A 15,159-nucleotide genomic window follows, 5' to 3' on the forward strand; every position below is an offset into this window, starting at 1 on the left:
GTTCAGCCGATCTGCGCGTTCTTGGAGACGGTCACCTGGTCGATGTCGGAGGTGCGCACGGTCACGGCGACCTTCCAGTCGCCCGCCATGGGGATCTGCACGTCGCTCGCCGCCCAGTGGCCGGTGGCGACGCGGTCGGGGGTGACGGGCAGCGGCCCGATCTTCCTGGCCTCCAGGGTGAAGGCGACTTTCACCTCGGGGATGTCGAAGGCGCGCCCGTTGGTCCGGGTGACGTAGACGTGCATCTCGTTGCCGCCCACGCGCGCGGGGTCGAGGTCGACCGACACGACGCCCTTGCCGTCGGTGCCGCCCGTGTCGAAGGGCATGGTCAGCGTCACCGCCCCGGACGAGGAGTCCGCCGGCGAAGAGGAGGAAGAAGAGGACGACGTGGCCGCCTTGGCCTCCTGCTCGGTACGGCCGGGCTCGGTCTGCGTCAGCACGGTGGTGACGGCGAGCAGGACGACGGCCACACCCGCCTCCGCGAGCACGGAGCGCCGCAGTCCGAAGCGGTCGGGGTCGGCATCGCGCTCGCGCTTCTGCCGGGCGGTGGCCACGGCGGCCCGCTGCCGGGCGAGCTGGGCGGCCCGCCGGGAGTCGGCGGGGGACTCGGAGGAGCCCCCGGTGGCCCCTGCCGCACCGCTGTCGGCGACCTCGCCCGAGTCGTCGGAGGCCGCGGAGCCGCGGGCACCTTCTACCGCGGAGCCGCGGGCACCCTGCACCGCGGACCCCGAGCCCGACGCCGTCTTCGCCGAGCCGCCCGCCGCGCGAGCGGCCGCCGGCTCCTTGCGCCGCGGCACGTCCTCGGCCGCCTCCTCGTGCCCGGCGGCCGCCCGGTCCCCGGACGTCTCCTCCTGGTCCGCGGAAGCCTCCTCCTGCCCGGAGGCCGGCTCGCCGGCGGATTCCTCCGACGCCTCGCTCTCCCCCGTCCGCGCGTCACTCCCGTCCGCCAGCCGTCCCGTCCACCGCCGCGAGACCGACGCGATGCCGACGAGCAGCGCCACCAGCCCGATCTTGACGAGGAGCAGCTGCCCGTACGCGGTGTCGGTGAAGGCCGACCAGGAGCCGAGCTGGCGCCAGGACTGGTAGACGCCGGTCGCGACGAGGGCGACGACGCTGCCGAAGGCGAGCGTCGAGAAACGCCGTACCGCGGAGGCCTCGACCGGTGTCGGCGAGCGGTACAGCGCCACGAGCAGCGCGGTGAGCCCGCCCAGCCAGGCCGCGACCGCGAGCAGATGCACCACGTCGACCGGCATCGCGATGCCGGGCTGCAGGCCGGTCGAGGCGTGCTCGGCCATCGCCCAGCTGGCCGCGAGACCGGCCGACACCACGAACCCGCCGATCGCGAGCCCGAACGTCAGGTCCCGCTTCTCCTCCTCGTCGCGCTTGTCGTAGGCGCCGAACAGGACGGCGATGAACAGCGCGGCCGCGGCGAGCAGCAGCAGCCGGGAGACCAGCGCCGCGCCCGTCTTGGTCTGCAGCACCTGGCCGAGCAGGCTCAGGTCGAAGATGTCGCCGACCTTGCCGGAGCCGGTGTAGGAGCCGCGCAGGAGCAGCAGCAGAAGGGTGGCCGAGGTGAGCGCCAGCCACCCGGAGACCACCAGCCGCTGCACGGCCCGCACGCCCGAGCCGCGGCGCCAGCAGGCCAGCACGAAGGCGCCGCCGCCGACCATGACGATGAAACCGGCGTACGACATGTACCGCCCGAAGCCGTACAGCCAGCCCACGACCCCGCCGCCGGCCGTGTCGCCGGAGACCGAGACGGTGGTCTGGGAGGGGGCGCCGATGGAGAAGGTGAAGGCGCCGGCGACGGGATGGCTGTCCGCCGAGACGACCTGCCAGGAGACCGTGTAGGTGCCGTCGGGCAGGCCGCTCTTGAGCTGCACGGCGTACGAGGTGCCGCTGATGTTCGCCGGTTTGCCGGTGTCGACGCGCTTGCCCTTGGGGTCGAGCACGCGCAGCGAGTCGTCGGAGGTGGCGACCTTCTCGGAGAAGTCGAGGGTGACCTGGGTCGGCGCCTTGTCGACCACCACCCCCTGCGCGGGGTCGCTGCCGGTGAGCGCGGCGTGCGCGGAGGCCGGGCCGGCACCGGCGAGAAGGACGCCGATCACGGCCAGGAACAGCAGCACCAGCGCCCGTGTGCGGCGGGGGGTGATGGTCGGTGTCACGGTGGTGCCTCTCCCTCAGTGGCCGGTCGCAGGGTTGTACGTGGCCGACTTCACCGGCATCTCGACGGTGACGGGGTCGGACTTGGCGAAGTGCAGTTCGACGGCGACCTTCTCGCCCTGCTTCGGCTTCCCCTTCAGCTTCTCGAACATCAGGTGGTTGCCGCCGCTCTTGAACACGAGTTGACCGTGCGCGGGCACATCCAGGGAGGTGACCTCCCGCATGGACTGCCCGACGGTCTCATGCATGGTGACGCTGCCCGCCGCGTCACTGGTGACGGAGGTCAGTTCGTCCTTGACGTCGCCCTTGTTGGTGAGGGTGAAGAAGCCGGCGGCCATCTCGCCCGTGATGGGCTGGGGCATGTAGGAGGCGCTGACGGACAGTTCGGGCCGGTCGCCGCCGGATCCGCCCGAGCCGCCGCAGCCCGCGAGGGCGAGGGCGCCCGTTATCGCCAGCGCCGTGGGAAGGAGCCGCCTCACGGGTTCTGCCCCTTGACGATCTTGGGGAGGTCCTTGGTGTAGTCGTCGACCGAGGCGTCCTCGCCGTAGAGGACGTAACCGGCGTTCGTCTTCGGGGAGAAGGCGATGACCTGGGTGCCGTGCACCGAGACGGTCTTGCCGGTCTTCTTGTCCTTGTGGGTCGGCTCGATGGAGATGCCCAGGGTGCGGGCGCCCGCCTGGACGGTGGAGAAGTCACCGGTCAGGCCGACGAACGCGGGGTCGATGCCCTTGAGCCACTTGCCGAGCTCGGCCGGGGTGTCGCGGGCCGGGTCCGTGGTCACGAACACCACCCGCAGCTCGTCCTGTTCGGCCTTGGGCAGCTGCTTCTTGGCGACCGCGAGGTTGCTCATCGTCGTCGGGCAGACGTCGGGGCAGTGGGTGTAGCCGAAGTAGATCAGCGTCGGCTTTCCGGCGGTCTCCTTGCGGAAGTCGTACTTCCGGCCGTGCGTGTCGGTGAGCACCAGGTCCGGCTTCTCGAACGGCTGGTCGAGGACGGTGGCGGCCTTCCGCGCGGTGTCCTCGGAGACCACGGCGACCGGTGAGTCACCGCTGTCACCGCTGCCGCAGGCGGTGAGGGTCAGGGAGGCGGCGGCGAGGAGCGCGGCCGCGGCGAACGTCTTCTTGCGCATAGAAAAATGTCCCAGATGTGAGAGCTCCGGTGTGCACCGGGGGCCGTGCGGCCCCCGGTGCACAGGGCGGTGGAAGGACCTCAGGCGTCGGAGCGCCGACGGCCGGCCAGCACGCCGTAGGCCACGCCGAGCGCGCCGACGGCGATGCCGACGACGGCGAGCACGCGCGCGGTGGTGTCACTGCTGTCGGAGGACGCGGCGGAGTCGGAGGAGGCGGCCGTGGTGGTCTTGTCGGAGGCGTCCTCCGCGGCCGTCGAGCCGTGGTGCCCGTCCTCGGCGGCCGCGGACAGGGTCAGCACGGGCGCCGGGTTCTCCGGCTCCTCCTGGCCGTCCTGCTGGACCTCGATCCAGCGCACGACCTCCTTGTTGTCGTACGTCTGGATCGCCTTGAAGACCAGTTCGTCGGCGTCCTCGGGCAGCGCGCCCACGGAGACCGGGAACTTCTCGAAGTAGCCGGGCTCGATGCCCTTGCCGTCCGCGGTCCAGGTGATCTTGGAGACGGCCTCGGTGATCTTCTTGCCGTGCACCACGAGCGGCTTGGCCAGCTCGGTCTTGGTGACCTTGATCTTCCAGCCGTCCATCGGCTCCGGCATCGCGGAGGCCAGCGGGTGGTCGGCCGGGAAGGCGACCTCCAGCTTGGTGGTCGAGGCGTTGTCCCGCTCGTTGGGGACCTTGAAGTCGACGACCGCGTAACCGCCCTTGGCGGCCGCGCCCTCGGGCTGCACGCTGACGTGCGCGAACGCGGGGCCGGACAGGGCGAGCACGGCGGCGCCGGCCAGGGCGCCGGAGGCGGCGAGACGAGAGACCTTCATGGCAGAGAGCACTCCACTTCGAGTGTGGTCACGGTGATGGGGTGCGCGCGCACGCGCGCGTGTCGCACGACGGCGGCCCCCACCCCGAAGGAGTGCGGTGCTCGCGTCGCGTCAGGCGGCGAGGAGGAAGGGCGCGGCGGCGGGCGGGCCGCGCCTGATCACCGTGTGCTGGAGTGCGGCGGTACGGGGTCCGGGCGATGCGAGCGGGGTGGTGCGCCGCACGCGCGGCCCCGCCTCGGGTGCGCCCGGGAGCCCGGCGCGCAGGGCGCGCACCAGGGCGAACGCGGAGCGCAGGGACCGTACGAGAGCCCCGTCGGCCAGGGAGTCCGCGGACAGTTCGACGAGCCTGAGCAGTGCCAGGTCCCCGCGGCGCAGCAGCCAGCCCGCGGCGACCGCCGCGAGGACGTGGCCGAGGAGCATCGGCAGGGACGGCAGCAGGGACCCCAACGACGGGGAACCGGCCGGGCGCATGGAGCTCATGTCCATGGTGGGGGCCGGCGCGATCCGGGCGTCGGTGAGGATGCGGCGGGCCTGGGCGGGGCTGATGGCCGCCGCGGCCGCCCCGCAGGTGATGCGTGCCGCCTGCCGGACCAGCGAGGCGTCGGACGCCGACGTCATGGACGCCATCGACATGCCGCTGGTGGCCGTGTGCTGCCCCAGCCCGAAGAGCGTGTGGAGCACGGTCTGTCCGGCCGCGAGCAGTGCGGCGATCCCGGGCAGCGAGCGCTCGCGTCCGGTGAGCGGCACCGTGACCAGCAGGACCCCGAGGAAACCGGCAACCAGCGTCCACGGCGGGACGGGGGCGCAGGAGGCCAGGGTGTGTCCGCCCGCGGCCAGCACGACGCAGACCGCGGCGAACACCGCGGCCCGCAGAATCCGGACGTCTCGTCCGGAGCGCGCCCTGCGCTGGTGGGGGGCAGTCATGGCGGGCTCATCATCCCACTGGCCCCGCCCACGCCGTACGGCAGGTCCACAAGATGACCTACGGGCAGAAGATCACTGTCTGGCACAAGCTGATCGGACATACACCGATTACGGACCGGACGCATCGCCCATATGGGCGGCGTCACGTCAACTCCGTGCTTACACACGCCTACGCGCGGCAATAAAGAACGGTATGTCGAGCCGCGGCCGGGAGGCTGGAGCATGAGCATCTGGTGGTCACTCCACTTGCGGCGGGAAGCCGCGAGCGTGCCGCTCGCCCGGCGGCTGCTGCTCGGCGCGATGGAGACGGCGGGGGTCGACCCCGACATCTCCTACGACCTCTCCGTCGCCCTCAGCGAGGCCTGCGCGAACGCCGTCGAGCACGGCGGCGGCGCCGAACCCGGCGCGTCCTCGGAGGAGTACCGGGTCACGGCCTACCTGGACGGCGAGAAGTGCCGGATCGAGGTCACGGACTCGGGCCCCGGGCTCGCGGGGCCCCCGGCGGCCCGCCCCGCCCGCGCCGACGCCGAGCACGGCAGGGGCCTGTATCTGATCCGGGAGCTCACCGACCACGTCCACATCGGCGACAAGCCCGGCCGCGACGGCACGGTGGTGAGCTTCGACAAGATCCTCAAGTGGCGGGCGGACGCTCCGCTGCTGGCGGTCTGAGTCAGCGGACCGGTTCGGCCGACTCCAGCACCTTCTCGAGCACCTCCAGCGCCTCCGGGTACACCCGCTCCCGGGGCGTCCCGTACCCCACGACCAGCCCCTGCGGGTGTGCCTCGTCCGGGGTGTGCCAGTGGTCGCCGAGCCGGCCCAGGGCCAGGCCCTCCGCCTCGGCGCGTTCCAGCACCTGCGCCTCGTCGGCGACCTCCACGAGCGCGTGCAGTCCGGCCGCGATGCCGCGCACGGTGCGGCGGCCGCCCAGCCGGTCGAGGAGCTGGTCGCGGCGCCTGCGGTACCTCAGCCGGCACGCGCGCACGTGACGGTCGTAGGCGTGGCTCTCGATGAGTTCGGCGAGCGCCAGCTGGCCGATGGACTCCGTGTGGTGGTCGCTGTGCAGCTTGACGTCGGCGACCGCGTCGACGAGGTGCGGCGGCAGCACCATCCAGCCGAGCCGCAGCGCGGGCCCCAGCGTCTTGGAGGCCGTGCCGAGGTAGACGACCTGCCCGGGCGCCATGCCCTGGAGCGCGCCGACGGGCTGGCGGTCGTAGCGGAACTCCCCATCGTAGTCGTCCTCGACGATCAGCCCGCCCCGTGCGCGTGCCCAGTCCGTCAGCGCCCGCCGCCGCTCCGGGTGGAGCGTCACACCGGTCGGGTACTGGTGGGCCGGGGTGACCACGGCGGCCCGGCAGTCACCGAGTTCCCGCGCCCGCACCCCCCGCTCGTCGACCCGTGCCGGGACGACGCTGCCGCCGTTGCGCCGCACGACCTCCCGGTGGAACGCCAGCCCGGGGTCCTCCATCGCGATCTCGCCGCCCTCCAGCACGCGGGTCAGCAGTGCGAGACCCTGCACGTACCCGGAGGTGATCACGATCCGCTCGGGCGGCGCGATCACGCCTCGCGCGCGCCCCAGGTAACCCGACAGCGCCGTACGCAGTTCGATGCGCCCGCGCGGATCGCCGTAGTCGTACGCCGGCAGCGGCGCCGTCGCGATCGCCCGCCGCAGCGCCCTGAGCCAGGCCGCCGCCGGGAACGCGCCCACGTCCGGGCTGCCGGGCCGCAGGTCGAAACGCGGCTTACGCGCGCGTGCGGCGGTGCTCGGCGTCTCCGTCTCGGCCGAGGGCAGCTCGGCGACCTGGGTGCCCGAGCCCTGCCGGGCCGTCAGATAGCCCTCGGCGACGAGCTGGTCGTAGGCGGCCTTGGCGGTCCCCCGCGAGACCCCCAGCTCGGTCGCGAGCCGGCGCGTGGCCGGCAGGCGGGTTCCGGGCGCCAGCCGCCCGTCGCGCACCGCGTCGCGCAGCGCCCGTTCCAGCCCGACCCGCCGTCCTTCGCCGTCGTCGGTCTCCAGATGCAGATCGACACCGACGCCGGACCAGAAGTCGTCCACGACGGCCCTCCCCCCAGGTTCGTGAATGCGGGCACATCAATGGCCGGGCACCTCACCGGTACCCGGCCATCCGTGTCGTATCAGCCCTTGAGCGAGGCCATCCAGGCCTCGACCTCGTCGGAGCGGCGCGGCAGCCCGTCCGACAGGTTCCGGTTGCCGTGCTCGGTCACCAGGATGTCGTCCTCGATGCGCACGCCGATGCCGCGGTACTCCTCCGGCACCGTCAGGTCGTCGGCCTGGAAGTACAGCCCGGGCTCGACGGTCAGGCACATCCCGGGCTCCAGCGTCCCGTCGACGTAGGTCTCCTGGCGCGCTGCGGCGCAGTCGTGCACGTCCATGCCGAGCATGTGCCCGGTGCCGTGCAGCGTCCAGCGCCGCTGCAGCCCGAGCTCCAGCACCCGCTCCACGGGCCCCTCGACCAGCCCCCACTCCACGAGCTTCTCGGTGAGCACGTGCTGCGCGGCGTCGTGGAAGTCGCGGTACTTGGCGCCCGGCCGCACCGCCGCGATACCGGCCTCCTGGGCCTCGTACACGGCGTCGTAGATCTTCTTCTGGATCTCGGTGAACCGGCCGCTCACCGGGAGCGTGCGCGTGACGTCTGCGGTGTAGTACGTGTGCGTCTCGACGCCCGCGTCGAGCAGCAGCAGGTCGCCGGAGCGGACCGGGCCGTCGTTGCGCACCCAGTGCAGCGTGCACGCGTGCGGGCCGGCGGCGGCGATGGTGCCGTAGCCGACGTCGTTGCCCTCGACGCGCGCGCGGAGGAAGAAGGTGCCCTCGATGTAGCGCTCGGAGGTCGCCTCGGCCTTGTCGAGGACCTTCACGACGTCCTCGAAGCCGCGCACGGTCGAGTCGACGGCCTTCTGCAGCTCGCCGACCTCGAAGTCGTCCTTGACCAGGCGAGCCTCGGAGAGGAAGACCCGCAGCTCCTCGTCCCGCTCGGCGGTGACCTTGTCGGTCAGGGCCGCCTCGATCCCGGCGTCGTAGCCGCGCACGACCCGCACCGGGCCGGTCGCCTCGCGCAGCTTGTCGGCGAGCTCGCGCACGTCGGAGGCCGGGATGCCGTACAGCGTCGACGCCTCGGTGAGCGAGTGGCGCCGGCCCACCCACAGTTCGCCCTGCCCGGAGAGCCAGAACTCGCCGTTCTCCCGGTCCGAGCGCGGCAGGAGGTAGATCGTCTCCTTGTGGCCGTCGCCGGTGGGCTCCAGGACGAGCACGCCGTCCTCGGTCTGGTTGCCGGTGAGGTAGGCGTACTCGACGGAGGCCCGGAAGGGGTAGTCCGTGTCGTTCGAGCGGGTCTTGAGGTTGCCCGCGGGGATCACCAGGCGCTCACCGGGGAAGCGCGCCGACAGCGCGGCGCGCCGCGCGGCGGTCTCGGCGGCCTGGGCGATCGGCTCCAGGCCGCGCAGTTCCGTGTCGGCCCAGCCGGACTTCATGTTCTCGGCCAGCTCGTCGGACACGCCCGGGTACAGGCCGTTCTTGCGCTGCTTGATCGGCTCTTCAGACTCAGTCTCCGGGGTCTCCGGGGTGAGCTCGTCCGCCACGGTCATCCTCCTTGTTACGGCACTGGACCCCCTCCATCGTACGGTCGTGCGGAAGGGGGCTCAGGGGCGAAGGACCTGTTACCGATGGCAGCGGCGCGCGTGTGGGAGCACGCGCCCCCGGCTCACTCGAAGCGCGCCGCCAGCAGGACGACGTCCTCCTCGCTCTCGGCGGCGTCGAGGCCGTCCGGCAGGACGGTGCGCAGCACGTGGTCGGCGATCGCGTCCGGGTCGTTCCGCAGCGCCCTGGGCACACCCGCGGCCGCCGCGTGCAGCCGGGCGAAGGCGCGGTCGGTGGGGTCGCCGGTGCGGTGCAGCAGGCCGTCGGTGTAGAGCAGCACCGTCTCGCCCGGCTCGGTCTGGAACTCCACGCTGGGCGCCTCCCAGCAGGCGAGCATGCCGAGCGGCGCGGACACCGACGTCTCGACGAACTCGGTGCGCCGCTCGCCGACCAGCAGCGGCGGGCAGTGCCCGGCGCCGGCCAGCGTGATCTTGCGCAGGGCGGGCTCGCAGTAGGCGAACAGGGCGGTGGCGGAGCGGGCCGGCTCGGTCAGGCGCAGCAGCAGTTCCAGGTCGGACAGGACGGCGACGGGGTCCTCGCCCTCCATCACGGCGTACGCGCGCAGGGAGGCGCGCAGCCGCCCCATCGCGGCGACCGCGCTCGGGCCGGAACCGGTGACCGAGCCGACGGCGAGCCCGAGGGCCGCGTCGGGCAACGGCAGCGCGTCGTACCAGTCGCCGCCCCCGCGCGGTCCGGTGCGGTGCCGGGCGGCGAGCTGGACGCCGGCGACGCGGGGGAGCCGGGACGGCAGCAGCTCCTCGGCCATCGTCGCCATGCACGCGCGCGTGCGCTCCACCTCCACCAGCCGGGCCAGGTGCTCGCTCGCGTACCGGGTGTACAGCCCCACCAGGTGCCGCTGCCGCTCGGCCGGCTCCGCGGGCTCGTCGTACAGCCACACGGCGGCGCCGACGCGGCCCATGTGCTCGGCGGTCAGCGGGAGGGCGTAGCACGCGGCGTAGCCGAGGCGGGCGGCCACCTCGCGGTGGCGGGGGTCGAGGCCGTCCTCGGCGAGCAGGTCGGGCTGGGCGATCTCGCCGTCGGCGCCCGGGAGTCCGTCGAGGATGCGGCCGTACGACATCGCGCTGCGCGGCACGGTCTCGATGTGCCCGAGGTCGGCGCGGGCCAGTCCCAGGCCGATCGTCGTGTCCGGCCCGAGCCCGTCGCCCGGTTCCAGTACGACGAGACCGCGCCGGGCGCCCACCAGGGCGGCTCCGGCGCGCAGCACTTCGGTCAGGGCCTCGCTCAGCACGTCCGTGCGGGCCAGGCGTTCGGTGAGTTCGTGCAGTGTCGTGAGGTCCGACACCCAGCCCGCGAGACGGTCCTGGAGCAGTGCTCCCGGTGCGTTCGGCGGGGGGACCGGTGGGGTACCCGGGGTGGCCGGCGCGGGCGCGACAGTGTGTGCGGGCGAGGGAACCGTTGAATCGATTCCAGCCACTTTCGAAGGGTGAGGGGCGTTCATGGCGTCCGGCTTTCCGACCGGTGCGTATTGCTCAAAAGCATCGCAAACCCCCATGTCATTCTGCGCCGCTAGCGGTGTCTCCACATGTACACGCACTCGTGAGGGGATGTCCAGCATTGTCCTGCGGGGATTCCTGGTGTCCGTGGGTAACTGGAGTAGGGTGTGCTGTTAAGTGAAGTTGGCCTAAAACAGCCTCGGGTAACGGGGTATTGCGGTCGACTGGGCTTGCTCCACAGAGCGTCACAGCGGTCGTGATGGGTACGTACTCGGAGAAGGCCAGGGGTGGTTGACAGCCACCCGGAACCTGGCGACGGAACCGGGCGTCCTATCCACCGACGACCGTGCCCCATCCTCCCGTGGTGGAGGCGAAGAGAAATACGCGGAACGGCAAAACGCCAGACTTCGCCACCCCCCGCCAGGCCCATGCTTTTGATAGACGCTATGGGTGGCGAGGCTGCCGCGGAAGCAGCCAATGCTCGGCCCATAGGGGTTCCCCTTGCCTCCGGCAGGGGTGTGATGCGCCAACAGGTACGCACAGTGAAGTGATCGACACATGGTGTGATGTGGCCCACGGTGTTGCCAGCGGTGCAACGGAAAGGAACGAGCGCTCATGCGCGAGATCCTCGGAAGGCGACGCAGGCTCCTGTCCCAGCGCAGCGACGGAAGGCCTGAGTTGATCAGCGCGGCCCTGACCTGCGCGACGGAATGGCAGTGGCCCGTACTCCCGGGCGTGGCACCGGACCCGCAGGCGCGTTCCCGCTGCGCCTGCCCGGACCCGGAGTGCACGGTGCCCGGCGCGCACCCCTTCGACCCCGCCGTCCTCGCGGCCACCACCGACCCGCGCATGGTGCGCTGGTGGTGGACCAACCGGCCCGCCGCGCCGATCATCCTGGCCACCGGCGGCAAGGCGCCCTGCGCGGTCAGCCTGCCGGCCCTGGCCGCCGCGCACACCCTCGCCGCCCTGGACCGCATGGGCATGCGCCTCGGCCCGGTCGTGGCCTCGCCCAGCCGCTGGGCGATCCTCGTGAAGCCGTACACCCTGGAGCAGTTGGGCGAACTGCTCTACGCCAAGGACTGCGTCCCCGGCTCGCTGCGGTTCCACGGCGAGGGCGGCTACCTGGCCCTGCCCCCGACGGAGACCGGCGAGGGCGCCATCCGCTGGGAGCGCGCCCCGCTCCCCGGTTCCGCCTCCCCCTGGGTCCCCGACGTCGAGCCGGTCGCCGACGCCGCGGTCGAGGTCCTCACTCGTACGGGTGTGAGCGCGCCCGAGTTGTAGGGGTGTCCGGCGCGCGCGGGGCGGCACGCGCGCGCATGGTCGTTATCTTCCGCCTTATGCCGCGTCATTCCCGGGGGCACATCACCCCCCAGCCGCTCCGCAGCGGGCGAGACCCCCGAAGGATCCGCCTGCTCGCCCTCGCGGGCGTCGTGGTGGCGGCGGTCGTGCTGCCGCTGGCCGTGGCGTCGGCGGGGCCGGCGGGCGACCAGGGCAGTGCCGTCGTACGGGCCCCCGCGCGCCGGCCCGTCCAGTCCTCCCCGCCCCCCGGTGACGCCAAGGCGCCCTCCGCCGAACCCTCCGGCTCACCCCTGCTGCTCGGTCTGGGCCTGGCCACCGCCGCCCGCTGCGGCCCCTCCCTCACCTCGCCGGACGGCATCGAGGCACAGACGTGCGTGCTCACGCAGGGCGACGACACCTGGGCGCGCGCCTACTACCGCAACACCACCGGCGACGCCCTGGACGCCGTACTGAGTCTGATGGGGCCGGGCGGGCGCACGGTGCAGACGAACTGCGCGGTGGGCGCCGAGGACGAGCCGGGGATGTGCGAGACGCCCCGGGAGCGGACCCGGGGGACGCCGGACGCCTACACGGCGGTGGCGGAGTTCGCGGCGAAGGGTGCCGACGGGCCGCTGCTGTTGCGCTCGGGAAGCAACTCCGAGCCCCGTCCGGGCAGTTGACGGACGAGGGCATTCCGTGAGCGAGCCGCGGGCATGAAAAGACCCGGTTGCTGGCGACGGGGGATGCACCAGCAACCGGGCTACTGGAACGGTAACAAGAGATCGGCGGTTCGCAAATTCGATCCGGGCTTTCCGGTCACGTATTTCCGTGTTCCTGACGGGACTTGCGAGCGGAGCCACCGCCTGCGGACGAGCCGGCTCGGCTGACCGGTCGGTCAGCCGGGGCCGGTCCCGTCACGGCTCGTCAACTGAGCGTGACCTGCCGGTTGGTGAGACCGCCGCGCGCGCGACGCTCGTCGGCGGTCAGCGGCGCGTCCGAGGCGAGGGCACCGGCGAGCCGCTCGGCGAACTCGGCGGCCGGCTTCTCGATGTCCTCCGCCGTGACCTCGCTCGGCAGGTCCCAGACCGGCACGATGAGCCCGTGAGCCCGGAAGGAACCCACGAGGCGGGTGCCCTCACCGAGGGACGAGCGGCCCGCCGCGTGCAGCCGCGCGAGGGCGTCCAGAAGCCGCTCCTCCGGATGCGGCATGACCCAGCGCAGGTGGTTCTTGTCCGGCGTGCGGCACCAGTACGCCGCGTCCACGCCGGTCAGCTTCACGGTCGGGATCGCCGCGGCGTTGGCCCGCTCCAGGGAGGCGGCCACCTCCGGCGTCGTGTTCTCCGCGTCCGGCACCCAGAACTCGAAGCCCTCGTGCACAACTGGCTCGAACGCGCCTTCGGGGTCCAGCAGGTCCTGCAGCCGCGGGCCCTCGGCGGGGGCGCGCCGGCCCTCGACCGGTGTGCCCGGCTCCGCGGCCAGCGCGCGCTGGAGGGTGTCGGCGAGGTCGCGGCTGATGTCGCCCGACGCCGTGTCGTTCTGCAATCCGAGCAGCACCGAGCCGTCGTCGCGGCGCAGCGCCGGCCAGGCCATCGGCAGCACGGTGGCGAGCGTGACCGACGGGACGCCCTCGGGCAGGCCGTCCTTCAGGGGCAGCTCGACCGTGGCCGCGGGCACCAGCTCGCGCAGCGCCACCCAGTCGCACTCCCCGGGCAGGCCCTCGAAGGGGCGCCGCACCAGCTCGGTCACCGCCTGCGCGGCGGCCCGTCCGTGGCAGGCCTTGTAACGGCGGCCGCTGCCGCAGGGGCAGGGCTCGCGCGCGCCGACGACCGGAACGTCCCCGTCAGCGACACCGGCGCGGACTGTGCCGGTGCTCTGGGGCTGCTTGGCCTTCGTTGGGGGTCGCTTCTTGGCCATCGTGGGTGTCTCCCGGTTACGGCTCGTCTCGTACGGCGGGAGCCTAGCCGTTCACGCCATGCAGGACGGGACCCTGTGGACGAGCACGCCGGGCCCGGGCGGCGCTGCCCGGCGCCGGCGCGCTAGTCCAGGTCGTCGAACGCGTCCGCGAAGTCCAGGCTCGGCATCGCCGGGATCCGGGACACCGTCGGCGCGGTGACGCGCGTAGCGAAGTCGTCGCGGCGGTGCCCGGCATCGGGATCATGGACGTCCTCGTGGACCACGACCCAGACGGTGACCTCGCCGCGGGCGTCGTCGCGGACGCCCCAGTCGTCGGCCAGCGCGGTGATGATGTTCAGGCCGCGTCCGCCGTGCGCGGTGACCGAGGGGGTGGCCGGAGCCGGGCGGGTCGGTCCGCCACCGTCCGTGACCTCCACCGTGAGCCGGCCGCCGCGGTCGACGCGCCAGGCCGCGCGGACGTCACCGTCCCCGGCCAGGGCGTCGCCCAGGGGCCGACCGTGTTTGCACGCATTGCTCAAGAGTTCGGAAAGAATCAGAACGGCATCGTCGATGACCGCCTCCGAGACGCCGCCGCTGCGCAGTTGCTCGCGCATACGGTGTCTCGCCTCCCCCACGCCCGCAGGGCCATGGGGTACGGCCATGCTCGACGACGTGGGCACCTCCTGTGCCACCACCAACGCCACCCCCGAGACCTCCTTTGCCCCACGCCACGGTGTGGATGCCCCATTGGCCTGTACCGGAAACCGGCCAATGCACGCGCGGTGACGCATTCGAAACGATCGAATACGGAACGAACGCGCCGGAGCACTCCCTGTAGTCGTGTGGCTGGTTTTCGACGGTGTCCGGAAACGGAGGATGGTGCCAAAGGGGTGGAAGGGTCAAGAGTTCTTCACAGGTCTTTACCAGTGACACACCGTCAACGGTCGAGCCGGCGCAGCACCGCGCGCGGCCGGTTGGTGATGATGGCGTCGACGCCCAGCTCCACGCAGAGGTCGACGTCCTCCGGCTCGTTCACCGTCCAGACGTGCACCTGGTGGCCGTTCCGCTTCAGCCGCTCGACGTACGACGGCTGGTTGCGCAGGATGCGGATGGAGGGGCCCGCGATCCGGACACCCGCCGGAAGCCGTCCGTCGCGCAGTCGCGGCGAGACGAACTGCAGCAGATAGACCGTCGGCAGGGTCGGCGACGCGGCACGCACGCGGTGCAGCGAGCGCGCCGAGAAGCTCATCACGCGCACCGGGGAGTCGGCGGCGGACGCGGGGGCGTCCAGGCCGAACCGCTTCAGGAGCACCAGCAGGCGCTCCTCCACCTGTCCGGCCCAGCGCGTCGGATGCTTCGTCTCGATGGCCAGCTCCACGCGCCGCCCCGCGTCCGCGACCAGCTCCAGCAGCCGCTCCAGGGTGAGCACGGAGGTGTGCTCGGGGCCCTCGGGGAGGTACTCCCAGTCCGGTTCCTCGTCGCGCGTGCGGAAGAACTCGCGCGTTCTGCGGGAGCCGAAGTCCAGGGTGGCGAGGTCGGCGAGCTCCAGCGCCGAGACCGCGCCGCGGCCGTTGGAGGTGCGGTTGACGCGGCGGTCGTGGACGCAGACGAGATGCCCGTCGGCCGTCAGGCGCACATCGCATTCGAGGGCGTCCGCACCGTCCTCGATCGCCTTCTTGTACGCGGCCAGGGTGTGTTCCGGGGCCTCCTCGGAGGCTCCTCGGTGGGCGACGACCTTGATCGTGTGCTGCCGTGCGTGGGTCACCGCGTCATGGTGCCACCGCACGGGGGTAGTCGTGCGATCGGAGGAGCAGAGATTGCGTCCCTTTTGCGCATCATGGCCTATATAAAGAATGG

General features: G+C 72.4%; 14 protein-coding genes. 3 read left to right on the plus strand and 11 right to left on the minus strand.

Features of this window, described 5'->3' with window-relative positions; genetic code table 11:
- Positions 1–2 precede the first annotated feature (2 nt).
- From M8J74_RS07450 to M8J74_RS07470, 5 genes are all read right to left on the minus strand, one after another.
- Positions 3–2,165, minus strand: coding sequence for a copper resistance protein CopC (locus M8J74_RS07450; protein WP_249835644.1), 2,163 nt, complete (start codon positions 2,163–2,165; stop codon positions 3–5).
- A 15-nt stretch (positions 2,166–2,180) separates the two neighbouring features.
- Positions 2,181–2,642, minus strand: a complete 462-nt coding sequence (locus M8J74_RS07455; RefSeq protein WP_058924364.1) for a copper chaperone PCu(A)C — start codon at positions 2,640–2,642, stop codon at positions 2,181–2,183.
- Positions 2,639–3,292 (minus strand): SCO family protein, encoded by a 654-nt coding sequence (locus M8J74_RS07460; protein ID WP_058924365.1) that lies wholly within the window; start codon positions 3,290–3,292, stop codon positions 2,639–2,641. Before M8J74_RS07460 ends, M8J74_RS07455 begins: the two co-directional genes overlap by 4 nt.
- 80 nt (positions 3,293–3,372) lie before the next feature.
- On the minus strand, positions 3,373–4,104 hold the full coding sequence (locus M8J74_RS07465) for a YcnI family copper-binding membrane protein (RefSeq protein ID WP_249835645.1): 732 nt from the start codon (positions 4,102–4,104) through the stop codon (positions 3,373–3,375).
- Between the two features lie 111 nt (positions 4,105–4,215).
- A complete protein-coding gene (locus tag M8J74_RS07470; protein WP_249835646.1) occupies positions 4,216–5,028 on the minus strand; it encodes a hypothetical protein in 813 nt (270 codons plus the stop codon).
- Between the two features lie 222 nt (positions 5,029–5,250).
- On the opposite strand from M8J74_RS07470, the gene M8J74_RS07475 reads away from it, so the two are divergent.
- Positions 5,251–5,697, plus strand: coding sequence for an ATP-binding protein (locus M8J74_RS07475; protein ID WP_249835647.1), 447 nt, complete (start codon positions 5,251–5,253; stop codon positions 5,695–5,697).
- A gap of 1 nt (position 5,698) precedes the next feature.
- Here M8J74_RS07475 and pdxR read toward each other — a convergent pair whose 3' ends face one another.
- From pdxR to M8J74_RS07490, 3 genes are all read right to left on the minus strand, one after another.
- On the minus strand, positions 5,699–7,078 hold the full coding sequence (gene pdxR, locus M8J74_RS07480; protein WP_249835648.1) for a MocR-like pyridoxine biosynthesis transcription factor PdxR: 1,380 nt from the start codon (positions 7,076–7,078) through the stop codon (positions 5,699–5,701).
- A gap of 80 nt (positions 7,079–7,158) precedes the next feature.
- Entirely contained in the window at positions 7,159–8,625 is a 1,467-nt protein-coding gene (locus M8J74_RS07485) for an aminopeptidase P family protein (protein WP_249835649.1), read from the minus strand.
- 116 nt (positions 8,626–8,741) lie between these two features.
- A complete protein-coding gene (locus M8J74_RS07490; RefSeq protein ID WP_249835650.1) occupies positions 8,742–10,253 on the minus strand; it encodes a PP2C family protein-serine/threonine phosphatase in 1,512 nt (503 codons plus the stop codon).
- 493 nt (positions 10,254–10,746) lie between these two features.
- Between M8J74_RS07490 and M8J74_RS07495 the strand changes: the two genes are divergently transcribed.
- Entirely contained in the window at positions 10,747–11,412 is a 666-nt protein-coding gene (locus tag M8J74_RS07495) for a bifunctional DNA primase/polymerase (protein WP_249835651.1), read from the plus strand.
- Between the two features lie 56 nt (positions 11,413–11,468).
- Positions 11,469–12,089, plus strand: coding sequence for a hypothetical protein (locus M8J74_RS07500; RefSeq protein ID WP_249835652.1), 621 nt, complete (start codon positions 11,469–11,471; stop codon positions 12,087–12,089).
- 244 nt (positions 12,090–12,333) lie between these two features.
- Here M8J74_RS07500 and M8J74_RS07505 read toward each other — a convergent pair whose 3' ends face one another.
- The 3 genes from M8J74_RS07505 to M8J74_RS07515 all read right to left on the minus strand — a co-directional run bounded on the left by M8J74_RS07505 (position 12,334) and on the right by M8J74_RS07515 (position 15,067).
- Complete coding sequence (locus tag M8J74_RS07505; protein WP_249835653.1) at positions 12,334–13,323, minus strand: DUF5926 family protein; 990 nt, start codon at positions 13,321–13,323, stop codon at positions 12,334–12,336.
- Positions 13,324–13,445: 122 nt separating this feature from the next.
- On the minus strand, positions 13,446–14,093 hold the full coding sequence (locus tag M8J74_RS07510) for an ATP-binding protein (protein ID WP_249835654.1): 648 nt from the start codon (positions 14,091–14,093) through the stop codon (positions 13,446–13,448).
- A gap of 146 nt (positions 14,094–14,239) precedes the next feature.
- Complete coding sequence (locus M8J74_RS07515) at positions 14,240–15,067, minus strand: glycerophosphodiester phosphodiesterase (RefSeq protein ID WP_249835655.1); 828 nt, start codon at positions 15,065–15,067, stop codon at positions 14,240–14,242.
- Between the last annotated feature and the right edge of the window lie 92 nt (positions 15,068–15,159).

Origin of the sequence: Streptomyces panaciradicis, from assembly GCF_023516615.1 — a bacterium.
Lineage (GTDB): Bacteria > Actinomycetota > Actinomycetes > Streptomycetales > Streptomycetaceae > Streptomyces > Streptomyces panaciradicis.